We start from the raw sequence: 18,230 nt of genomic DNA, 5'->3' as shown, positions 1-18,230 counted from the left end.
TGAAGGAACCCAATCAAAATGTGGGAGGGGGCTTGCTCCCGATTGCGGTGTGCCAGCTAAACATAGGCTGGCTGACACACTGCAATCGGGAGCAAGCCCCCTCCCACATTTGATCTCTATTGTCTGGGCTAGATCATTCGGCGCAATACAGCGCAGTTTGCCGCATGCCAATCCGCCAACTCCGGCCATGGGTTCTCCGGCAGGTTCACCAACACGGTCTTCGTCCCCGCCGCCCGGCCACTGTCCAGGTCAAAACGATAATCCCCGACCATCACCATCTCACTCGGCGCTACCTTCCACGCTGTCGCCAACTTCAACAAACCACCCGGATCAGGTTTGTGCGGCGCATCATCACGCCCCAGCACATCCTCAATGGCAAAACAGTCCGCCAGGCCTATGGCTTCCAGGGTGATATGGGCCAGCTCGCGCGCATTGCGGGTCAGGATACCCAGGCGATAACCGCGCCCGGCCAATTCACGCACCAGGTCCACTGCCCCTTGTGCCGCGACCGAACCGAGTGCCAGCTCGCGTTCATGCTCCAGTAGCCAGGCATGCTTGGCTGCTGCAACGTCTGCGGGCAACGCAGCAAGATGAGTGAGAATGTCGTCCTCAGTCGGAATATCCAACGCCACGCGGATGGCGGCAAAATCATGCACGGCCACCGTGAGAGTGCCGTCCATGTCGAACACCCAATGCTTAATGTCCGACAGGCTCATGCCCAGTCCTTGCGATGGCGGATCAAACCTTCCTGGGTCACCGAGGCCACCAGTTGCCCGGAGCGGTTGTACACGCTGCCACGGGAAAAGCCCCGGGAGTTGCCGGCCCACGGGCTATCCATGGCATACAGCAACCAGTCATCGGCGCGCAGGTCAGCGTGAAACCACAGCGCGTGGTCGAGGCTGGCGACCTGCATGTCTTTCTGCCACACGGTCTTGCCATGGGGCAGCAACGAAGTCGTCAGCAGGCCGAAGTCCGAGGCGTAGGCCAGCAGGTACTTATGCAGCGCCGGCGCGTCCGCCAGGGCGCCATCGGCACGAAACCACACGTACTTGACCGGATCGGACGGTTGCGGGTTGAACGGGTCTTTTTCGGTGACCGGGCGCACTTCGATGGGCTTGGGGCACAGCAACTTGTCGCGCATGTGTTCGGGGATAAGGTGCGCACGTTGCTTGGTCAGCTCCAACTCAGAGGGCAGGTTTTCCGGGCCGACCACCACCGGCATGGTGGTCTGGTGATCGAAGCCTTGTTCGTCGTACTGGAACGAGGTGGTGCACGTAAAGATCGGGTTGCCCTTCTGGATCGCCGTTACCCGCCGAGTGCTGAAACTGCCGCCGTCGCGTACGCGGTCCACCGAATACACCACTGGCAAGGCTGCATCGCCAGGGCGCAGGAAATAACCGTGCAGGGAATGCACATGCCGCGCTTCTTCTACCGTCTGGCTGGCCGCCGACAGCGACTGGCCGAGCACTTGGCCGCCGAACAACTGGCGAAAGCCCAGGTCCTGGCTGCGGCCGCGAAAGAGGTTTTCCTCGATCGGTTCCAGGGTCAGCAAGTCCACCAGATCTTCCAATACTTGGCTCATAGAGCAACTCCTACAATCAATAGAGCATTCCGGGCTGCTTATCCATGCAGCGTGTCCAACCATTGGGCGCGGGTGATGCGGTACAAAACATGAGGGCGCAGCGGGTCACCGGCTGCGACTTTAGGGTGTTCAAAATCTGCCTGCGGATCGTAATGCATACCGATGGCCTGCATGACTTTTTGTGAAGGCTGATTGGCCTCTGTGGTAAAGGCTACAACCTCATCCAGTTGCAAACGGTCGAAGCCGCAACGCAACGCGGTCCAGGCGGCCTCACTGGCGTAGCCCAGGCCCCAGTGTTCGCGGGCCAGGCGCCAGCCGATTTCCACTGCCGGTGTAAAGCCGGCTTCGAAGCTGACATTTTGCAGCCCGGTCAGGCCGATAAATTCGCCGGTATCCTTGCGCTGCAAGGCCCAAAAACCGAAGCCGTATTCCGCAAAATGCCCGCGAATACGGCCGATCAATGCGGCGCTTTCCAGATGGCTCAACCTGGCCGGAAAATAGCGCATTACTTGCGGATCGGCGCACATGCGCGCAAAGTCCGGCAGGTCGCTGTCGCGCCACTGGCGCATCAACAGGCGTGCACTTTCCAATTGCAATATCGGCTCCATGGGTCCCCCTCCCTTGCCATGTGCGTGAGTGTACAGCGCTGTTAAGATCCTTCGCAGGTTCCCGTCAGAAAATCCCATGCCTTTGCCATTGATCTACCACGAAGACTACAGCCCTGAGTTCCCGGCAGACCACCGGTTCCCCATGGACAAGTTTCGTCTGCTGCGCGACCACCTGGTGGACACTGGCTTGACCCAAGACAGTCAATTGTTGCGCCCGCAATTGTGCCCGGCGGACATTCTGGCCCTGGCCCATGAACCTGGGTATATCGAACGCTACATGAGCGGCCAATTGTCCCGCGAAGATCAGCGCCGCCTCGGCCTGCCCTGGAGCGAAGCACTGGCGCGGCGTACCGTGCGCGCGGTAGGCGGCTCGATACTGGCGGCTGAACAAGCCCTCGAACATGGCCTGGCCTGCCATTTGGCCGGCGGCACCCATCACGCCCACTACGATTACCCTGCGGGCTTCTGCATCTTCAATGACCTGGCAGTGATCAGCCATTACCTGCTGGCCAGCGGTCGGGTCAATCGCGTGTTGATCTTCGATTGCGACGTGCACCAGGGCGATGGCACCGCTCGCATCCTCCACGACACGCCGGACGCCATCACCGTGTCGCTGCACTGCGAAAAAAACTTTCCGGCGCGCAAGGCCCAGAGTGATTGGGATATCCCGCTGCCCATAGGCATGGGCGATGCCGACTACCTCAAGGTGGTGGACGACACGCTCAACTACCTGTTGCCGCTCTACCAGCCCGACCTGGTGCTGTACGACGCCGGCGTGGATGTGCACGAGGATGACGCCCTCGGTTACCTCAAGCTGACGGATGAGGGCGTCGCCGCCCGTGATGAAAGCGTGATGCGCCACTGCCTGGGTCGCGACATTCCGGTGATGGGCGTGATCGGCGGCGGCTACAGCAAGGACCGCCTGGCCCTGGCCCGCCGCCACGGCATCCTGCACCACAGCGCCCAGCGGGTATGGGCGTCATCAGGTTGTCACTGAACTGTGGGCGTTACCCACAATGCCTGTGGAACGGCCTGTGGATAACTTGAGCGTAAGCGGCTGCAAGCTAGCAGCCGTATGGTCTGTAGGAAAGTGTACGTTTTTTGATCAGGCAACCGCGCCTTCGTCGGGTAGAATGCTCGGCCTGTTCAAGCGACCGTAGCCCTGCCATGCCCAAGACCTCTTTTCATCACGTCACCATTATCGGCGGCGGCCCCGCCGGGCTGATGGCCGCTGAGGTCTTGAGCCAGGCAGGCGTGCGGGTGGACCTGTACGACGGCATGCCCTCGGTGGGGCGCAAATTCCTGCTGGCCGGTGTGGGCGGGATGAATATCACCCACTCCGAGGACTACCCTGCGTTTGTCTCCCGCTACGCCGAACGTGCGCCGCATATGGCACCGTTGCTGCGGGCGTTCGGGGCGCAAGCGTTGTGCGAATGGATTCACGGCCTGGGCATCGAAACCTTTATCGGCACCTCCGGGCGCGTATTTCCTACCGACATGAAAGCCGCTCCCCTGCTGCGAGCCTGGCTTAAGCGGCTAAGGGACCAAGGCGTGGTTATCCACACTCGGCATCGCTGGCTGGGCTGGACTGCCGAAGGCGGCTTACTTATACACAGCCCGGACGGAGACAAAGTTGTCCACAGCGATGCTGTGCTACTCGCTCTGGGTGGCGGCAGTTGGTCGCGCCTGGGTTCTGACGGGGCTTGGCTCAAGCTGCTGGAAGATAAAGGCGTGACCTACGTGCGCTTGCAACCGAGCAACTGCGGTTTCGACGTGTCAGCCTGGAGTGAGTTGCTGGTCAGCAAATTCGCTGGGGCACCGTTGAAAAATGTCGCCATTGGCCTGGCCGATGACCTGCCTCGGCTCGGTGAATGCGTGATCACTGCCACGGGCATCGAAGGTAGTTTGATCTACGCACTGTCGGCCCCCATTCGTGAAGCGATCAACCGCGACGGTTCAGCCACGGTGCATATCGACCTGCTGCCGAGTAAATCGCTGGACAAAATACAGACGGCATTGGCCAAGTCCCGCGGCTCGCGGTCGATGAGTAAGCACCTGCACAGTCAGTTGGGCTTGGATGGGGTCAAGGCGGCGCTGTTGCGCGAGTTGGCACCGGCTGGACATTTCAATGATCCGGCGAAATTGGCTGTGGATATCAAGGCGCTGCCCCTGACACTGGTGCAAACCCGACCGCTGGATGAAGCAATCAGTACCGCAGGCGGCGTACCCTTTGAAACATTGGACGAACGACTGATGCTCAAGCAAGTGCCTGGCGTTTTTTGTGCGGGGGAAATGCTCGATTGGGAAGCGCCGACCGGTGGGTATTTGTTAACGGGGTGCTTTGCCAGTGGGTACATGAGCGGACAAGGCATACTGGCATGGCTGGAGGCGTCAGGTGACTGAACCTGTATTAACTTGAGTTGAAGGCTCGTCCTTCAGCCACCTGCCTTAATGCTTATAAAAACTGGCTTCTCAGCCCGCCATGAAGACGGCGCTGATAACTGGTCTGTCGGCTGGACAGATCATTTTCTATCGACTGCGCGGCCCGTTGCAAGGCTAGCAAGGAGGTGGTGAGTTGCTCCTCCGCTGAAAGTCGCTCTACAACTTTCTTATTTGAAACGCGGTATGAGGTATTGTCGTCCTTTGCTTTGCTGTCGAGCTCACTGGGCAACTCTCGCAGTACACCATAAGTTCTACGGGTATTCTCCAACACGTACTTTCCCCCCTGGCAAATATGTCTAAACGCCGAAAAATCTGACAGCCTTCTATGAAATATCTTTAATTAGTAGCTCAACCATATTTTAGAGCCGCGCAATTTACGTTGAAGCATGTCTCTATAGTTTTAATTTGCTGCACTTAAATAGCTTGGGCATCGGGGTACTTCTGCTCAAACCCTTCCAGTTCCCTTCGTAAAAAGTCGTCACCTTCTGGCAGGGCTACCGACAGTGCGTCTATGTAAGTGCGGTGCGCAGTTTCAAGCGCCACGGGTTGATCTTTCAAACTCTCCTGCTCAGCTTTGAAGCCACGACTGAGAGCTAGCCCCTTCTCTTGGCTCTTATATTCAACCTCTTTGATAAACTGATTCAGCGGCAAGGTTTCGTGAGCATTTACGCCGACATGATGCTGCAAAGAAGCCAATTCTTTATACAACCTGATTTGGTGCGCATAAGCCTCAGGTTGGGTTTTTTTAATATCGGTCAGCTCTTTCTCCAGCGCGCTGATACGCGCCTCATGACTCCTCTCTGACGCGGCAGCAGTGTCTCTATGCGTTTGCGCTGCGCGCCTCATGTACTGCCCGAATGTTTCCTCTCCCGGCTTGAAGGATAGCGATGCAAAAGAAGCCGCAAATTCCATATCAATTACCTCCACTCAAAGGCTGCTGATTAACGGTCAGTTTCCTGCCGCCTACCTGAGTGGCGATCGAGCGTTTTGAGTTCAGTTTTACCACGCGGAAAAAATTTACAAGAAGATTCCTTGCGCAGTGGACGGGATTGCCCCGCCCACTCTGTGCGCCAACCCTTATAAAACCTTTACTTCCTCTTGCGCGGCCCGGTATTGAACACTGGCACCTTGCGCACCGGTTTGATCGAGGGCTCTGCCGGCGCCACTTCACCACTGTCCACCCACTTGCCCAGGTTGCGCTTGCCGCCGCCGCCGGACGTTTTAGGTTTCTTCGGCTTTTTCGGTTTCTTCACCACCTGGCCGCTGGCATCGGTATCCGGCACACGATGCTCCGGCTCGAAATCCGGCTCCATCTTGCGGGTCAAGGTCTGGCGGGTCAGCATCTCGATGGCCGAAAGCATGTTCACCTCGTCGGCACACACCAGGGAAATCGCCTCACCGGTGTTGCCCGCACGACCGGTACGACCGATACGGTGGATGTAGTCCTCGGCCACGATTGGCAGATCAAAGTTGACCACCAGCGGCAGATCTTCGATATCCAGGCCACGGGCTGCCACGTCGGTGGCGACCAGGATCTGCACCTCGCTGGCCTTGAAGCGGTCCAGCGCGCGTTGGCGGGTGGCCTGGGGCTTGTCGCCATGGATGCCGTCGGCATTGATGCCCAGGCCCTGCAACTTGTCCACCAGTGCGTCAACGCCGTTGCGGGTCTTGGCGAACACCAGCACCTGCTTCCAGCGGCCTTTGCGCATCAGATGTACGAACAGCTCGGCCTTGCGCTTCTTGTCCACCGGCACCACCCACTGCTTGACGGTGTTGGCGGCGACGTTGCGCGGGCTCACTTCGATGCTCAGCGGGTCGTTGAGCATCTGCCCGGCGAGCAGGCGGATGTCGTCGGAAAAGGTCGCGGAAAACAGCAAGGTCTGGCGCTTTTTCGGCAGCATCCGATAGATATTCGCCAGTTCTTCGGAGAAGCCCAGGTCGAGCATGCGGTCGGCTTCGTCGAGCACCAGGGTTTGCAACTGGTTGAGTTTCAGCGCGTTCTGGCGGAACAGGTCGATCAGGCGGCCAGGGGTGGCAACCAGGATGTCGACGCCCTTGCGCAGCTTCATCATCTGCGGGTTGATGCTCACGCCGCCGTACACCGCGTAAGTGGTCAGCGGTAGATGCTGGGCGTACTCGGCGACGCTGGCGTGAACCTGCTCAGCCAGTTCGCGGGTCGGGCACAGAATCAGCGCGCGCGCCGAGTTGGCGGCGACTTTCGGCCCTTCCATGGTCAGCAATTGCAGCAACGGCAAGGCGAAGCCTGCGGTCTTGCCGGTGCCGGTCTGGGCCGCAGCCATCAGGTCGCGACCGGCCAGCACCGCCGGAATGGCTTGCGCCTGCACCGGCGTCGGGGTCTGGTAGCCAAGCGTCTCAAGGGCGCGCAGCAAGGGTTCGATCAGGCCAAGGGTGGCGAAAGTCATGTGTTTACCGTAGGAAAAATTCAGCGCAAAGGCGTAATGCGCGGCAGTTTACCTTATTTCCGCCTTGGGCTTACGCCACTGGGGCAGGCTGATCAACAGCACGGCGCTGATGATCACCAGCATCGCCAGGGCTTCTTCCAGGCCGATGGTCTCGCCAACGAACACAATCCCCAGCAACACCGCCACCGCCGGGTTCACGTAGGCATAGCTGGTCGCCGCCGCCGGGCGCACGTGCTTGAGCAGATACATATAGGCGTTGAAGGCGATAATCGAGCCGAACACCGTCAGGTAGGCCAGGGCCAGCCAGCCTTCCAGCGGTGGCATGGCCTGCAGGTGCTCACCGGAGAGCGCGCTGACGCACAGCAGCGCCACGCCGGCCACCAGCATTTCCGCGGCACTGGCCATGGCGCCTTGGGGCAGCGGCAAGTGTCGGCTCCATACCGAACCGAAGGCCCAGGAGGCCGCCGCCGCCAGTAGCAAGACCGCACCCAATGGGCTTGATTGCAGGGTACTGCCCATATTGAGCATGGCAATGCCGATGATGCCCAGGATCACCCCGGCCCATTCCAGCCGCGTATTACGTGCGCCCCAGAAAAAACCACACAGCAGCGTGAACAGTGGCACGGTGGCCACGGCCAGTGCCGCCACGCCGGACGACACGCCCATATGTTCGGCCACGCTGACGCCGCCATTGCCCACGGTGAGCAACAAAATGCCGATCATCCCGGCCGCCTTCCACTGCGGCCACGTCGGCGCCGGCACCCCGCGCCACCGGAGGAAGCCATACATCAACACGCCTGCCGTGCAAAACCGAATGCCCGCCAGCAACAGCGGCGGCCAGTACTCCACGCCGATACGGATCACCAGGTAAGTGGAACCCCAGATCACATACAAGGCAAAAAACGCGGCGATCAACGGTAAGGGAAAACGACGTGGGCCAGGCATTGGGTGGCTCTATGGCAGGAGATGGGAGGCTTATTCTAGAAAGACAGGTGGATAAACATAAGTTACAAAACCTGTTTAAACCGCCCATACACTTTTCAAACCATGGTTATCAGGGCTATAACCCTTGCTTTCGAAAGCCACACGCCACTGGAGCCTTACCATGGACAAATACGACCGCATGCTCCTCAGCGCCCTGCTCGAAGACGGCCGTGCGTCCTACGCGCAACTGGCCCGCACGGTGAACCTCTCCGCCCCCGCCGTGGCCGAACGGGTCGCCAAACTGGAAGCCAGCGGCGTGATCACCGGCTACCAGGCCAAGGTGGATTTGTCCAAAGTCGGTTTGCCGATCCAGTGTGTGATCGAACTGAGGCTGACCAATCACGGCAGCCAGAAGGTTTACGACGCCCTGGCTGAAATTCCCGAGCTGACCGAATGCCACCGGGTCACGGGTGATCCGTGCGTGATCATGCAAGCGGCGGTGGGCACCATGCCGCAGCTGGAAGACCTGATTAATCGGGTGGCCAAGTTTGGGTTCAGCAAGACCTCGATTATTTTGTCCAGCGCCATAGAGCGGCGGGTGCCGTTGGGGCAGTTGGAAGCCAATGGGAAACATGGTGGCTGACCTATCGCCATCGGGAGCAAGCCCCCTCCCACATTTGATGTGTGAACACCTTCAAAATGTGGGAAGGGGGCTTGCTCCCGATGGGGTCAGTAGCCTCACCGAAGATTCGAACGCAGAACAATCAAATCGACTATCTGCTCAATCGTAGTGATGTGATCCCAATCCTCCTGAGGCGCTTGCAGCTTGAACTGCCACTTGATCTGCATGATAAAGCAGGTCAGGTCGTCATCAATGATGTCGAAATCATGGATGAAATCGGTTTGCTCCGTCACATCGCTTTGGTCGATAAACCCGATGATATCGACGAACAGCTGGAGCACTTTTTCGCTGATCTCGGCTCTGGTCAGGTTACCTTCCATTTCTCGCCTCATAGGCACACTTACCAATACTGACTAGATCAAAAACTGCAAGCCCGGCAGCAACGAAGGGTATGCCTCGCCCGATGATGCCAAATACCCGGACCGTGCCAAACGTTGCTTTTGCCATTCTGGCCATGGTGGGTTGCCTGATCAATGTACGAGGGAAAAAACGCATTCCGATCAGGCTAGCCAGATTCGTGGTTTTGCTGGAGCCGACGTGAACCCAAGTATCCACAGCGATTTTGCTTATCGGTATGCCCGCCGCGCCCGTATCAACTGTTGCTGCCGTGAGGCCGTAGTGTTGCTGTGTACATTTCCAGAGTTCATCAAACGTCGTATCGGGCACAGCGGGATCAGCGTGAAGGGGCTTGAGTAACTGGTAATGAGAGCCATGACTCCAAGCTGGCAAACTCGGCAACACCATGACTGCCGGGCAGCTTGTCATTGTGTTGCCCACATGAAACGCCATGCTTGAACTTGAACCCAGATCAATGCCATTTGATTCAAGTTCCAACTTGCTTCGCATGATCGCTGTATGAAGATCGCTTTCCTGCATGACTGTGATCCCTGTGCATGAGTGGCAGAAGGGATGGTAGGTCGCAGTAGTACGCGATAGGTGAGTAAAGAGGAAAACCAGAAAGGTCCTAGATCATATCCGGATTTAGCCTACCGACCATTCAGCGCTCAGGTGAAAGAGACCTCAAAACCCCGTGATTCAGTGGCCAGCAAGACCAGTCCCTTTCATTTGCGGGACGTTTCCGAGAGAATCCCACGGCCTTGTTTCCGTCGGATTCGGTAGCTAGTCTCGCCCTGTCATCGAATTTTCGGTGGCCGGACGTGCAAGTCCGATGGCAAGCAAGATCATAAATAAACCTACAGCCAATATGCATGTTATGGCGGCTGTGCGTGGGAGGCCTTCGGGCCTGCTGGGTTTGGATCCTTGCCCCGGTCTTGCACACCTACGCACAGTTGCCACCCTAATTCGCGTGCAAGCGAACGGTGTCGACTTCTTCCAGCAAGGAGTTTCACCATGGTCAAAGTCACCCCCGATCCACCCAAGTCCAAACCCGGCTTCCTCAGCGAAGACGCCCTGCTCCACCGTCGCGCCATCGATTACTACCTCAAGGCGTCCGCTCCGGATGCACCCATTTTTATCCTGAATGACAACCTGAGCTTCGAAGAGGCCTTGGCCCATGCGGCGGATTTGTTGCATTGCGCGGTGGAGACGGCTCATGCCTCGGGAGAGGTAGTGAAGGCGCCACAGCGGGCGGTGATGCATTTGGTGGAGATGGCGAAGGGAGTGGTGGACCAGGCGTTGGCGTGCACACAGCCTCGATAGGCGCTGCATAACTGAATGTGGGAGGGGGCTTGCTCCCGATGGCGGTGTATCAGCCAGCTTATTTTTAGCTGACACACTGCTATCGGGAGCAAGCCCCCTCCCACATTTGGATCTTTGGTGTGCTTGAGAGGGTGGCTGGTTTAGAACCCGCGATGCTTTTTCAGGTGCTCATTGATTTTGGCGGCAGGCACTTTCTGCAAGGTGCATAACAGGTCATGGGACAGTTCACGCAGGCCGTGGGTCTGGCGCAGTTCCTGGGCCAGGTGGGCGGTCAGGTTGGCGGCCATTTCCGCATCCGCCAGCGCCCGGTGAGCCTGGCCGGTGTGGGGCAATTTGGCGTAGGCGTTGAGGGTGCCGAGCTTGTGGTTGGGCGCAGCCGGCATGAGGCGGCGGGCCAGCAGCAGGGAGCAGGCGAATTTCTGCAGGCGGGTGCGGCGGATCAGGCCCAGCTCAAAGTCCCAGAACTTCTGGTCGAAGGCGGCGTTGTGCGCCATCAAGGGCGTGGTACCGACGAATTCGTTGACTTCGTTCATCACCCGCTCAGCCGGTGGCGCGCTGCGCAGCATGGCGTTGCTGATGCCGGTGAGTTGTTCGATAAAAGCCGGTACGCGCACGCCGGCGTTCATCAGGCTCTGGTAGCGGTCCACGATTTGTCCGCGCTCGAGGATGACGACGCCAATCTCCGTAGCCCGGCAGTGGCTGCTCGGGGTGATGCCGGTGGTTTCAAAGTCGATGACCGCTATACGTTCCAAACCTGTTCCCACTTTGTCTAACAATTTATTTAAGCAGCAACGCGCCTTCGATCGGCACATAGCGGCTGGCGGCGCGGATCAATGAATTGGCCGTCAGCCCGGGCACGCCATAAGCCACGGCTTCGACACCATGCTTGTGAATGACACGGTCAAGCAGCATGTCGAAATCACCGTCACCGGAGGCCAGCACGATTTCGTCGACATGGTCGGCGGCGTCCATGATGTCGATGGTGATGCCTACGTCCCAATCACCCTTGGCTGAACCGTCGCTGCGCTGGATATACGGTTTGAGTTTTACCGTAAAGCCCAGGTTGCGCAGGATCTGCTGGAATTGCTGCTGCTTGCTGTCGCCACGGTCGATGGCATAGGCATAGGCCTCGACGATCTGCCCGCGGGCGCTGATGTCAGCCCACAGGGCGGCGTAGTTGAAGTGGCAGCCATAGGCCTGGCGCACGGTGTAATAGAGGTTTTGTACATCGGCGAACACCGCAATTTTCTTCACCGCACTTCCCCATGGCTGCCGCTTGGACCTCGGACGCGAAGGCCCGCAAAGGCGCCAGTATGACAGCCATGGGAAGGTTTCCGCGAAAAATCAGCCCGAAGCGACGAAGCGACCCAGGCCTTGGCGTGTCAGACGAAGGAATCGTCGTCGCCAAAGGAAGAGGAATCGTCGGAATAATCGCTGTCAGCGAAGCTGTCAGCATTGTTGCTGCCCCAACTGTCATTGCCGGCAAACTTCTGGTCATCGTTGCCCCAGTCACCCTGGTCACTGGCCGGTGCCGGTTGTTCAATGATTTCTTCCACCACCTGCGGCTGCTGGTTGTGATGGAACAGGCTGCTGATGCCTTCGGCGAGCAACACACCACCGGCCACACCGGCAGCGGTCTTCATGGCGCCGCCGAGAAAACCGCTGCCCACCGGCGCGGCGGCCGGTGCTTGCGGTTGCTGGTAGTTCTGCTGCGGTGCAGGCGGGTTGAACGATGGCCGCGCCGGCTCACGCCAGCCGCCACCGGAGTTGCTCGGCGCAGGTTGCGGATCGCGGGAGCTACCGCCAAAGATGCTCGACAGAAACCCACCACCACTGGCCGGCGCCGGTTGCGTCGACTTGGCCCGCTGCAGTTCGTCCTGCAATTGCTGGATCTGTTGCGCCTGCTGCTTGTTTTGCGCATCCAGAGCCTGAAGCGCGTGTTCCTGCACCAGTAACGACTGGGTCATGTAGTACCCGGCGGCCGGTTGGCGAGTCATGTGCTCCTTGATCCGCGCTTCGGCCTGGGCGTCGCGGGGGGCTGAGTCCGTTTCGGCTTGCTGTAACCGTGAAAACAGTCCATCGATCAGGGTTTGCTCTTCGCTGTTCATGGCGACCTCGTTAGATTGCCGATAAAAAATTCTGGTCCCGCCTGTGGTCAGGCCGGGTGCCTTCCAGTTATGGGGATGTTACGAGTTGTTTCAATGGTCTTTACTCAAGGTTTACGTTTGCGCCCCTTGGACCCTGATCGGTTAAAGTGTCGCCCTCTGCTTCCAGGCCTGTGATGACCCTGATGAATCCGTTAGACGTTTTGCGCGACTCCTTGCGTTTTACCCAGCGCAACCTGGGCGCCATCGTGCAGTTGTGCCTGCCGTTGGTGATCCTCGAAGCCCTGCTGCAACAGATACTGGACCACACGCTGGGCCCGGATGCATTTCCCGGCTACAGCGTGGTCGTGGGTTTATTGGTGTACCCGCTGTACACCGGCGCCCTGATCCTGTTTCTCGACGCCCGCACCCGTGGCGAATCGCCCCGTATCAAGGACGTGTGGGCCATGGCCTTGAGCCTGTGGCCGCGCTTTGCCCTGCTGACGGCCCTGAGCACGTTGTTGATCTTGCTCGGCCTGTCGCTGTATTTCCTGCCGGGCTTGTGGCTGATGGTGGTGCTGGCGTTTGCCGAATACCTGCTGGTGCTGCGCGGCATGCCGGCCCTGGAGGCGATGAAGGAGAGTTTTCGCCTGACCCGCGGGCATTTCTGGCGCATCCTGGTGTGCCTGCTGTGCGTGATGACCCCGTTGTGGCTGCTCAAGGGCGCCAGCGTGGCGGCCTATCCCGAGCCCGCGCCGTGGCTGGGGTTGCTGATGGACAGTGCCCACAGCTTCCTGCAATTGTTCACCAGCGTGGTGCTGTTCCGTTTATTCATGTTGATCGGTGGCGACGCCGACGCGCGGTGATATGCTCCGTGCCTCTTCTGACACGCAAATAAGCCGAGCCGATGACCCGTTTATTGCGCATCACCCTGTTGAGCCTGTTGATCATCGCCGGCCTGCTGGCGGCGCTGATCCACAGCTTGACCTGGCGCCCCGCCGACAAAGAGACCTTGCCCGTCAGTTGCGTGGCGCCCCGCGCCCCGACCCTGCTGCCGGGGCAGGCGCTCAAGGTGATGACCTGGAACGTGCAATACCTGGCTGGCAAGAACTACGTGTTCTGGTACGACACCCCCGACGGCAGCGGCCCGGATGACCGCCCCACCATTGAAGACATGGCGTTCAGCCTCGACGAAGTGGCACGGGTGATCCGCGACGAACAGCCCGATATCCTGTTGCTGCAAGAGATTGACGAGGGCGCCAAACCCTCTCACTACCAGGACCAGCTGGCGCTGTTGCAGGAGCGCCTGGTCGACCTCTACCCCTGCAGCGCCCAGGCGTTCGACTGGAAAGCCGACTTTGTACCCAACCTGCACATTTTCGGCAGCGTCGGTCGCAAGCTGGCGACACTGAGCCGCTACCAGATCGAACATGCTGAGCGCCTGCAATTGCCGGTCGCCGACGCCAACTTCATCAGCCGCCAGTTCCAGCCCAAGCCCGCCTTGCTGTTGACCTACCTGCCGCTGAGCGACGGTGGTCAGCTGGCGGTGCTCAATACGCGGCTAGAGGCCGGCATACCCGGACGCGGTGCCATGCAAGAGCAAGTCGAGGCCACGGTGAAGCTGCTGGACAAGTTCGAAGGCCGCGGCACGCCATGGCTGATCGGGGGAGATTTCAACTTATTGCCACTGGGGCAGTTCCTGCGTTTGGATGCGCAAAAACGCGGGCAGTACTCGCCGGACAGTGAGCTGCACCTGCTGTGGGACAAATACCCGATGATCCCGAGTAACAATGAATCCAGCGGAATAAACCGTGAGCAATGGTTGAGCTATTACCCTAATGATCCGAGCCTGGACGGCCCGGACCGCACCTTGGATTACCTGTTCTTCAGCCCAAGGATCAAGCGGGTGGAGGCGAAAGTACGGCAGGAAGATACATTGCGTATTTCCAACCATATGCCAGTGATCGCTCGTTTTCTCCTGCCCGCTACGTTTTAAACGCTGAACTCAATCTGAAAGTCGACTTCCCGAGAGTTGTTGTGCACTGCCAAAGAAGGTGGTCCTGGACAGACTGATCAGCGCCGCTCGCTTGTGTGGGAAGTCAAACTCCTTGAGTTTCTCGAAGCCGAGCATTTCGCTGCAACGCAACAAACGTTCATTGTCTGCGCGGGGCTCAGCCATAACGCGTTGGGTGCGAACGTCATCAAGAAACATGTAGTGGAGCAAGGACGGGTACCAGGCCTCCAACCATTGGCGACCCCTGAAGGCCTCTTCGCCCACCAGCAGGTGGAAGCCACGGTCAAAGTCCGTCGCCTGGCAAAACGGCGCGAGCCTGTCCTCCTTGGCCCAATACACCTCAAAATAGCCAAATGGCTGCGCATCAAAAAAGCCGATGAGAGGAATAACCCGCGAGTCGGCAAGCTGCGTCTCAAGGAACGCCCGGTGATAGTCCAGGTTCCCCTCTTCCTCCCAGAAAAATGAAACCCGGGGGTCATTCATCCAGCGATTGAACTGGACTAGGTCCCTGTCAATATCAGCCACTTTGAAAGTCAGGGTTTTACCGAGCCAGGGAATATACCTGGCGTAAACGTCACCGGTAGGCTGCTGAGGGCGAACCGGGATGTTGGACTCTCCCGACTCGGCATAACAAAGTGGATAACTGTTGATCATGCCCTTCGAGCACCATGGCAATGACAACTGCCAAAACATCTCAGCCGTTACCAAACACTTTTCATTCTGAAAGACGGCGATGCCCAATTCGCACAGTTGGGCACTCAATGGATCAGGCAACAGCACCTCGACCCTGTCGCGCAGAGGGTTATCAGCAAACCATGCCTCGAGCGCCGCGAGCACGTGACTGAGAGAGGTTGATGTCTCAATGGCCATGTTGCTGGCTGAGCAAGAGGGGTCAATAATTTTAAAATCGCCGTGCGCGCTCTGTAATTCGAAACAGACGGTCCCGGACTCAAGATGCACGGCGATTTCTGAGCGATCAACGATGACATGGGCTGCTGCCCCGGTAATCTGGCCAACCCTTATGATTCGCTTTGTATGTTCGTTCGTAAGCATCACAGTCTCTCTCTTAACCCAGCCCCATAAGGTCAAGACGTGGTGCGCCCACATAAATTTAAGTGGGCCTTATACAGTGAGCGCGAATAAACGCCGTTGGCTGCTCATGGCTTCCTGGGCTTCGCCCTGGCCGTCGCTTCGGCCACCAAGGGATCTTCGGGCCAATAGTGTTTTGGGTACCTGCCTTTAAGGTCTTTCTTTACTTCGGCATAAGTACTGCGCCAGAAATTGGCGAGATCCTGGGTCACCTGCACCGGCCTGCGGGCCGGTGACAGCAAGTGCAAGGTCAGTGGCTGTTTTCCCTGGGCAATTGTCGGTGTTTCTGACAGCCCAAAAAGCTCCTGCAGCCGCACTGCAAGCACTGGAGGGTGTTGCGAGTAGTCAATGCGAATGCTCGAGCCCGAGGGCACCTGGATGGACTGGGGCGCTTGAGCGTCCAATGTCTGCGCAAGCTGCCAGGGCAGCAGATTCCTGACGATCGAAGACAAGTCCAACTGACTGAAGTGACTGAGCCGGGTGATCTTGCCCAGATAGGGCGTGAGCCACTCTTCGAGCGTATCCAGCAGATTGGCATCGCTAAGGTCGGGCCATTGACTGGTGCCCTGGCCATTCTGGATATCGAACTGACGCAACAACTCGACTCGAGCCTGCCACTGACGCAACTCAGGGTTCCAGGGCAGCAGTTCAATGCCCTTGCGCCTCACGAGGTTGACCAGCGCGAGCGAACGGGCGTGCTCGTCGAGGTTGGGCAGCGGCGTTGTGGAAAGCAGCAGTTGCCCCACCCTCAATTGCCGCTCGGCCTTGAGCACCCCTTCCCTATCATCCCAATCGATCTCATCGACTGACCTTACCAGGTCGCTTAGCTGATCCTCGAACAGTGCCGGGTCCAGGTCGCTCGCCAGGTAAATCCGTTCCTCACGCTGGCCCTGCCGACTGCCCAGGTCTGCCACTACCAGCCACTCATGCTTGGTGAGCGCATCGGGTTCGGCGAAGACTGCCGCGCGCCCGTTGGAAAGACGATACTCCGCTACGCTTGCACGCCGTTGCAGGCCAATTCGATCAGGGTAGGCGAATGCCAACAGGCAACCGACCCAGCGTGGATGATCAGGCGTGCTGACCGGGCTGGAGGCACATCCTCGCAGCAGGGATCGATACTGCCGGGCAGACTGCTTAACGCGTTGGACGGCGCCGCTGCCACGGCGTGCGTTCTGCTCGCCCGATAATGCACTGAGCCGGGTATGAAGATCAGCACCTGCGCCACGTAGAATGTCCTTCTCCCCCAGCAGGGCTGCGATGTTGCAGGCCAGGTCATCCAGGCCCATGGCGTGGCCCTTGATGAGCAGATGAGCGATGCGCGGATGCGCCGGCAGCTCGCTCATGGCCGACCCGTGAGGTGTGAGCTGACCCTTATCATCCAGCGCGCCCAGGCGCTTGAGCAGGTCCCTGGCTTGGGCAAAAGGCGCCGAGGGTGGTTGGTCGAGCCAGGTCATTTCATCTGGCTTCATGCCCCACCGGGCCAATTGCAGCGCGAGGCCAGCCAGATCGGCTTGTAGAATTTCGGGGGTGCTGTAACCCGCCATTTGCTCGTGTTGCGACTCTGACCATAGTCGGTAGCAGACACCCGGTTCCAGGCGCCCGGCTCGCCCCATCCGCTGAGTCGCACTGGCCCTGGAGATACGCTGGGTATCAAGCCGGGTCATGCCACTACGCGGATCAAACTTCGGCACCCGTTCAAGACCGCTGTCCACCACCACCCTGACCCCTTGGATGGTCAAGCTGGTCTCGGCAATGTTGGTTGCCAGCACGATCTTGCGCGAGCCTGCGGGTGCCGGGTCAATGGCAGCACGTTGTGCGTTCAGATCGAGGTCACCGTACAGCGGACAGAGCATGACGTCTGGACGACTGCCCAGTTGCTCCTTCAGGGACTCGGCCACGCGCCGAATCTCTGCCTGACCCGGAAGGAACACCAGGATACTTCCCGGCTGCTCATGGAGGGCGGCCAGGCAGGTGTCAGTGACCCGTGTGTCGAGAGGCTGGCCTGGCTGATAAGGGCTTCCCCAGAGGGTGGAGACCGGATACATCCGCCCTTCACTGGTGATTACCGGCGCGTCATTCAAAACCTTCGAGAGCCGAGCGCCTTCCAATGTTGCAGACATCAGCAGCAGCTTGAGTGGCGGCTCATCACGCAGCAGTTCACGCGCACTCACGCACAGGGCCAGGGCAAGATCGGAGTCCAGGTTGCGCAGGTGATACTCATCGAAGATGACCAGCCCTACACCGTCCAACGCCGGATCGGCCTGAAGGCGGCGCGCCAGGATCCCTTCGGTGACCACTTCGATCCGGGTGCGAGGGCCTACTCTACTCTCGAGGCGGATGCGGTAGCCGACGGTATCACCAACCTTTTCGCCCAGCTCGCTGGCCAGCCGCTCAGCAGCGGCCCGCGCGGCCAGGCGCCGGGGTTCGAGCATCAGGATGGTCTGCCCGGCGAGCCAGGGCTCGTTCAATACGGCCAAGGGCACACGGGTGGTTTTACCGGCGCCGGGTGGCGCTTCCAGCACCACTTCATGGCGATGCGCCAAGGCGTCACGCAGGGCGGGTAAAACATCATCGATCGGCAACGAATTCATACTGGCTCCAAAGCAGAGCGGCGAGTATAACGGCGAACTGCTGAAAGCCGGCTGTGGTCTCAACAACACCTGCCCCTCCCACATTCGATCATCGGCGCCCGGCAGATCTGGCTTATAGTCACCCATAAACAT

Annotated in this window: 19 protein-coding genes; 6 read left to right on the top strand and 13 right to left on the bottom strand. The window is 59.1% G+C overall.

The features are described from left to right. Window positions 1-128 precede the first annotated feature (128 nt). Genes NMB39_RS03790 through NMB39_RS03780 form a run of 3 tightly spaced genes read right to left on the bottom strand, consistent with a single transcriptional unit; the run spans window position 129 to window position 2,190 of the window. Entirely contained in the window at window positions 129-716 is a 588-nt protein-coding gene (locus tag NMB39_RS03790) for an HAD family hydrolase (RefSeq protein ID WP_367235769.1), read from the bottom strand. Next, the gene (gene tesB / locus NMB39_RS03785; RefSeq protein ID WP_057024486.1) at window positions 713-1,582 is read right to left on the bottom strand and encodes an acyl-CoA thioesterase II; all 870 of its coding nucleotides are present in this window, start codon (window positions 1,580-1,582) and stop codon (window positions 713-715) included. Before tesB ends, NMB39_RS03790 begins: the two co-directional genes overlap by 4 nt. A gap of 38 nt (window positions 1,583-1,620) precedes the next feature. Continuing rightward, window positions 1,621-2,190, bottom strand: a complete 570-nt coding sequence (locus NMB39_RS03780; protein WP_198719103.1) for a GNAT family N-acetyltransferase — start codon at window positions 2,188-2,190, stop codon at window positions 1,621-1,623. Window positions 2,191-2,266: 76 nt separating this feature from the next. Between NMB39_RS03780 and NMB39_RS03775 the strand changes: the two genes are divergently transcribed. Next, window positions 2,267-3,187: a histone deacetylase family protein gene (locus tag NMB39_RS03775; RefSeq protein ID WP_367235768.1), complete on the top strand. Its 921-nt coding sequence runs from the start codon at window positions 2,267-2,269 to the stop codon at window positions 3,185-3,187. Between the two features lie 170 nt (window positions 3,188-3,357). After that, window positions 3,358-4,593, top strand: coding sequence for a TIGR03862 family flavoprotein (locus tag NMB39_RS03770; protein WP_367235767.1), 1,236 nt, complete (start codon window positions 3,358-3,360; stop codon window positions 4,591-4,593). A gap of 453 nt (window positions 4,594-5,046) precedes the next feature. Here NMB39_RS03770 and NMB39_RS03765 read toward each other — a convergent pair whose 3' ends face one another. The 3 genes from NMB39_RS03765 to yedA all read right to left on the bottom strand — a co-directional run bounded on the left by NMB39_RS03765 (window position 5,047) and on the right by yedA (window position 8,000). Beyond that, window positions 5,047-5,544 carry a hypothetical protein gene (locus NMB39_RS03765; protein ID WP_057024482.1) on the bottom strand — a complete coding sequence of 166 codons (498 nt, stop codon included), beginning with the start codon at window positions 5,542-5,544 and terminating at the stop codon, window positions 5,047-5,049. A 176-nt stretch (window positions 5,545-5,720) separates the two neighbouring features. Continuing rightward, entirely contained in the window at window positions 5,721-7,055 is a 1,335-nt protein-coding gene (gene rhlE1, locus NMB39_RS03760; RefSeq protein WP_057024481.1) for an RNA helicase RhlE1, read from the bottom strand. Window positions 7,056-7,103: 48 nt separating this feature from the next. Next, a complete protein-coding gene (gene yedA / locus NMB39_RS03755; RefSeq protein ID WP_057024480.1) occupies window positions 7,104-8,000 on the bottom strand; it encodes a drug/metabolite exporter YedA in 897 nt (298 codons plus the stop codon). A gap of 160 nt (window positions 8,001-8,160) precedes the next feature. Between yedA and NMB39_RS03750 the strand changes: the two genes are divergently transcribed. Continuing rightward, window positions 8,161-8,622: an Lrp/AsnC family transcriptional regulator gene (locus NMB39_RS03750; protein WP_057024479.1), complete on the top strand. Its 462-nt coding sequence runs from the start codon at window positions 8,161-8,163 to the stop codon at window positions 8,620-8,622. 95 nt (window positions 8,623-8,717) lie between these two features. Here the strand turns inward: NMB39_RS03750 and NMB39_RS03745 are convergent, their stop codons facing one another. Together NMB39_RS03745 and NMB39_RS03740 are read right to left on the bottom strand one after the other, a co-directional pair. After that, window positions 8,718-8,981: an acyl carrier protein gene (locus tag NMB39_RS03745; protein WP_057024478.1), complete on the bottom strand. Its 264-nt coding sequence runs from the start codon at window positions 8,979-8,981 to the stop codon at window positions 8,718-8,720. Then, window positions 8,971-9,537, bottom strand: coding sequence for a hypothetical protein (locus tag NMB39_RS03740; RefSeq protein WP_057024477.1), 567 nt, complete (start codon window positions 9,535-9,537; stop codon window positions 8,971-8,973). Before NMB39_RS03740 ends, NMB39_RS03745 begins: the two co-directional genes overlap by 11 nt. 474 nt (window positions 9,538-10,011) lie before the next feature. Here NMB39_RS03740 and NMB39_RS03735 point away from each other — a divergent pair, with 474 nt between their 5' ends. Then, complete coding sequence (locus NMB39_RS03735) at window positions 10,012-10,320, top strand: DUF6124 family protein (RefSeq protein ID WP_057024476.1); 309 nt, start codon at window positions 10,012-10,014, stop codon at window positions 10,318-10,320. Window positions 10,321-10,460: 140 nt separating this feature from the next. On the opposite strand, the gene NMB39_RS03730 is transcribed toward NMB39_RS03735, so the two are convergent. The 3 genes from NMB39_RS03730 to NMB39_RS03720 all read right to left on the bottom strand — a co-directional run bounded on the left by NMB39_RS03730 (window position 10,461) and on the right by NMB39_RS03720 (window position 12,428). Next, complete coding sequence (locus NMB39_RS03730; protein ID WP_054896175.1) at window positions 10,461-11,072, bottom strand: 3'-5' exonuclease; 612 nt, start codon at window positions 11,070-11,072, stop codon at window positions 10,461-10,463. Between the two features lie 25 nt (window positions 11,073-11,097). After that, window positions 11,098-11,574, bottom strand: coding sequence for a LabA-like NYN domain-containing protein (locus NMB39_RS03725; protein WP_057024475.1), 477 nt, complete (start codon window positions 11,572-11,574; stop codon window positions 11,098-11,100). A 128-nt stretch (window positions 11,575-11,702) separates the two neighbouring features. Next, a complete protein-coding gene (locus NMB39_RS03720) occupies window positions 11,703-12,428 on the bottom strand; it encodes a DUF2076 domain-containing protein (protein ID WP_043050664.1) in 726 nt (241 codons plus the stop codon). A gap of 182 nt (window positions 12,429-12,610) precedes the next feature. Between NMB39_RS03720 and NMB39_RS03715 the strand changes: the two genes are divergently transcribed. Both NMB39_RS03715 and NMB39_RS03710 read left to right on the top strand, forming a co-directional pair. Further along, window positions 12,611-13,270, top strand: a complete 660-nt coding sequence (locus NMB39_RS03715; protein ID WP_057024548.1) for a YciC family protein — start codon at window positions 12,611-12,613, stop codon at window positions 13,268-13,270. A gap of 41 nt (window positions 13,271-13,311) precedes the next feature. Next, window positions 13,312-14,400: an endonuclease/exonuclease/phosphatase family protein gene (locus NMB39_RS03710; RefSeq protein ID WP_198719096.1), complete on the top strand. Its 1,089-nt coding sequence runs from the start codon at window positions 13,312-13,314 to the stop codon at window positions 14,398-14,400. Window positions 14,401-14,409: 9 nt separating this feature from the next. Here the strand turns inward: NMB39_RS03710 and NMB39_RS03705 are convergent, their stop codons facing one another. Continuing rightward, window positions 14,410-15,471, bottom strand: coding sequence for a GNAT family N-acetyltransferase (locus NMB39_RS03705; protein WP_494339622.1), 1,062 nt, complete (start codon window positions 15,469-15,471; stop codon window positions 14,410-14,412). A gap of 104 nt (window positions 15,472-15,575) precedes the next feature. Beyond that, the gene (gene hrpB / locus NMB39_RS03700; protein WP_494339623.1) at window positions 15,576-18,098 is read right to left on the bottom strand and encodes an ATP-dependent helicase HrpB; all 2,523 of its coding nucleotides are present in this window, start codon (window positions 18,096-18,098) and stop codon (window positions 15,576-15,578) included. Window positions 18,099-18,230: the final 132 nt, after the last annotated feature.

This window comes from Pseudomonas sp. FBCC-B545, assembly GCF_059134095.1.
This window is presented reverse-complemented; position numbering and strand designations above follow the sequence as displayed.

Coding starts and splice junctions, on each gene's coding strand:
- NMB39_RS03790 (WP_367235769.1), bottom strand. CDS start 716: ATGAGCCTGTCGGACATTAAGCATTGGGTGTTCGACATGGACGGCACT.
- tesB (WP_057024486.1), bottom strand. CDS start 1,582: ATGAGCCAAGTATTGGAAGATCTGGTGGACTTGCTGACCCTGGAACCG.
- NMB39_RS03780 (WP_198719103.1), bottom strand. CDS start 2,190: ATGGAGCCGATATTGCAATTGGAAAGTGCACGCCTGTTGATGCGCCAG.
- NMB39_RS03775 (WP_367235768.1), top strand. CDS start 2,267: ATGCCTTTGCCATTGATCTACCACGAAGACTACAGCCCTGAGTTCCCG.
- NMB39_RS03770 (WP_367235767.1), top strand. CDS start 3,358: ATGCCCAAGACCTCTTTTCATCACGTCACCATTATCGGCGGCGGCCCC.
- NMB39_RS03765 (WP_057024482.1), bottom strand. CDS start 5,544: ATGGAATTTGCGGCTTCTTTTGCATCGCTATCCTTCAAGCCGGGAGAG.
- rhlE1 (WP_057024481.1), bottom strand. CDS start 7,055: ATGACTTTCGCCACCCTTGGCCTGATCGAACCCTTGCTGCGCGCCCTT.
- yedA (WP_057024480.1), bottom strand. CDS start 8,000: ATGCCTGGCCCACGTCGTTTTCCCTTACCGTTGATCGCCGCGTTTTTT.
- NMB39_RS03750 (WP_057024479.1), top strand. CDS start 8,161: ATGGACAAATACGACCGCATGCTCCTCAGCGCCCTGCTCGAAGACGGC.
- NMB39_RS03745 (WP_057024478.1), bottom strand. CDS start 8,981: ATGGAAGGTAACCTGACCAGAGCCGAGATCAGCGAAAAAGTGCTCCAG.
- NMB39_RS03740 (WP_057024477.1), bottom strand. CDS start 9,537: ATGCAGGAAAGCGATCTTCATACAGCGATCATGCGAAGCAAGTTGGAA.
- NMB39_RS03735 (WP_057024476.1), top strand. CDS start 10,012: ATGGTCAAAGTCACCCCCGATCCACCCAAGTCCAAACCCGGCTTCCTC.
- NMB39_RS03720 (WP_043050664.1), bottom strand. CDS start 12,428: ATGAACAGCGAAGAGCAAACCCTGATCGATGGACTGTTTTCACGGTTA.
- NMB39_RS03715 (WP_057024548.1), top strand. CDS start 12,611: ATGAATCCGTTAGACGTTTTGCGCGACTCCTTGCGTTTTACCCAGCGC.
- NMB39_RS03710 (WP_198719096.1), top strand. CDS start 13,312: ATGACCCGTTTATTGCGCATCACCCTGTTGAGCCTGTTGATCATCGCC.
- NMB39_RS03705 (WP_494339622.1), bottom strand. CDS start 15,471: ATGCTTACGAACGAACATACAAAGCGAATCATAAGGGTTGGCCAGATT.
- hrpB (WP_494339623.1), bottom strand. CDS start 18,098: ATGAATTCGTTGCCGATCGATGATGTTTTACCCGCCCTGCGTGACGCC.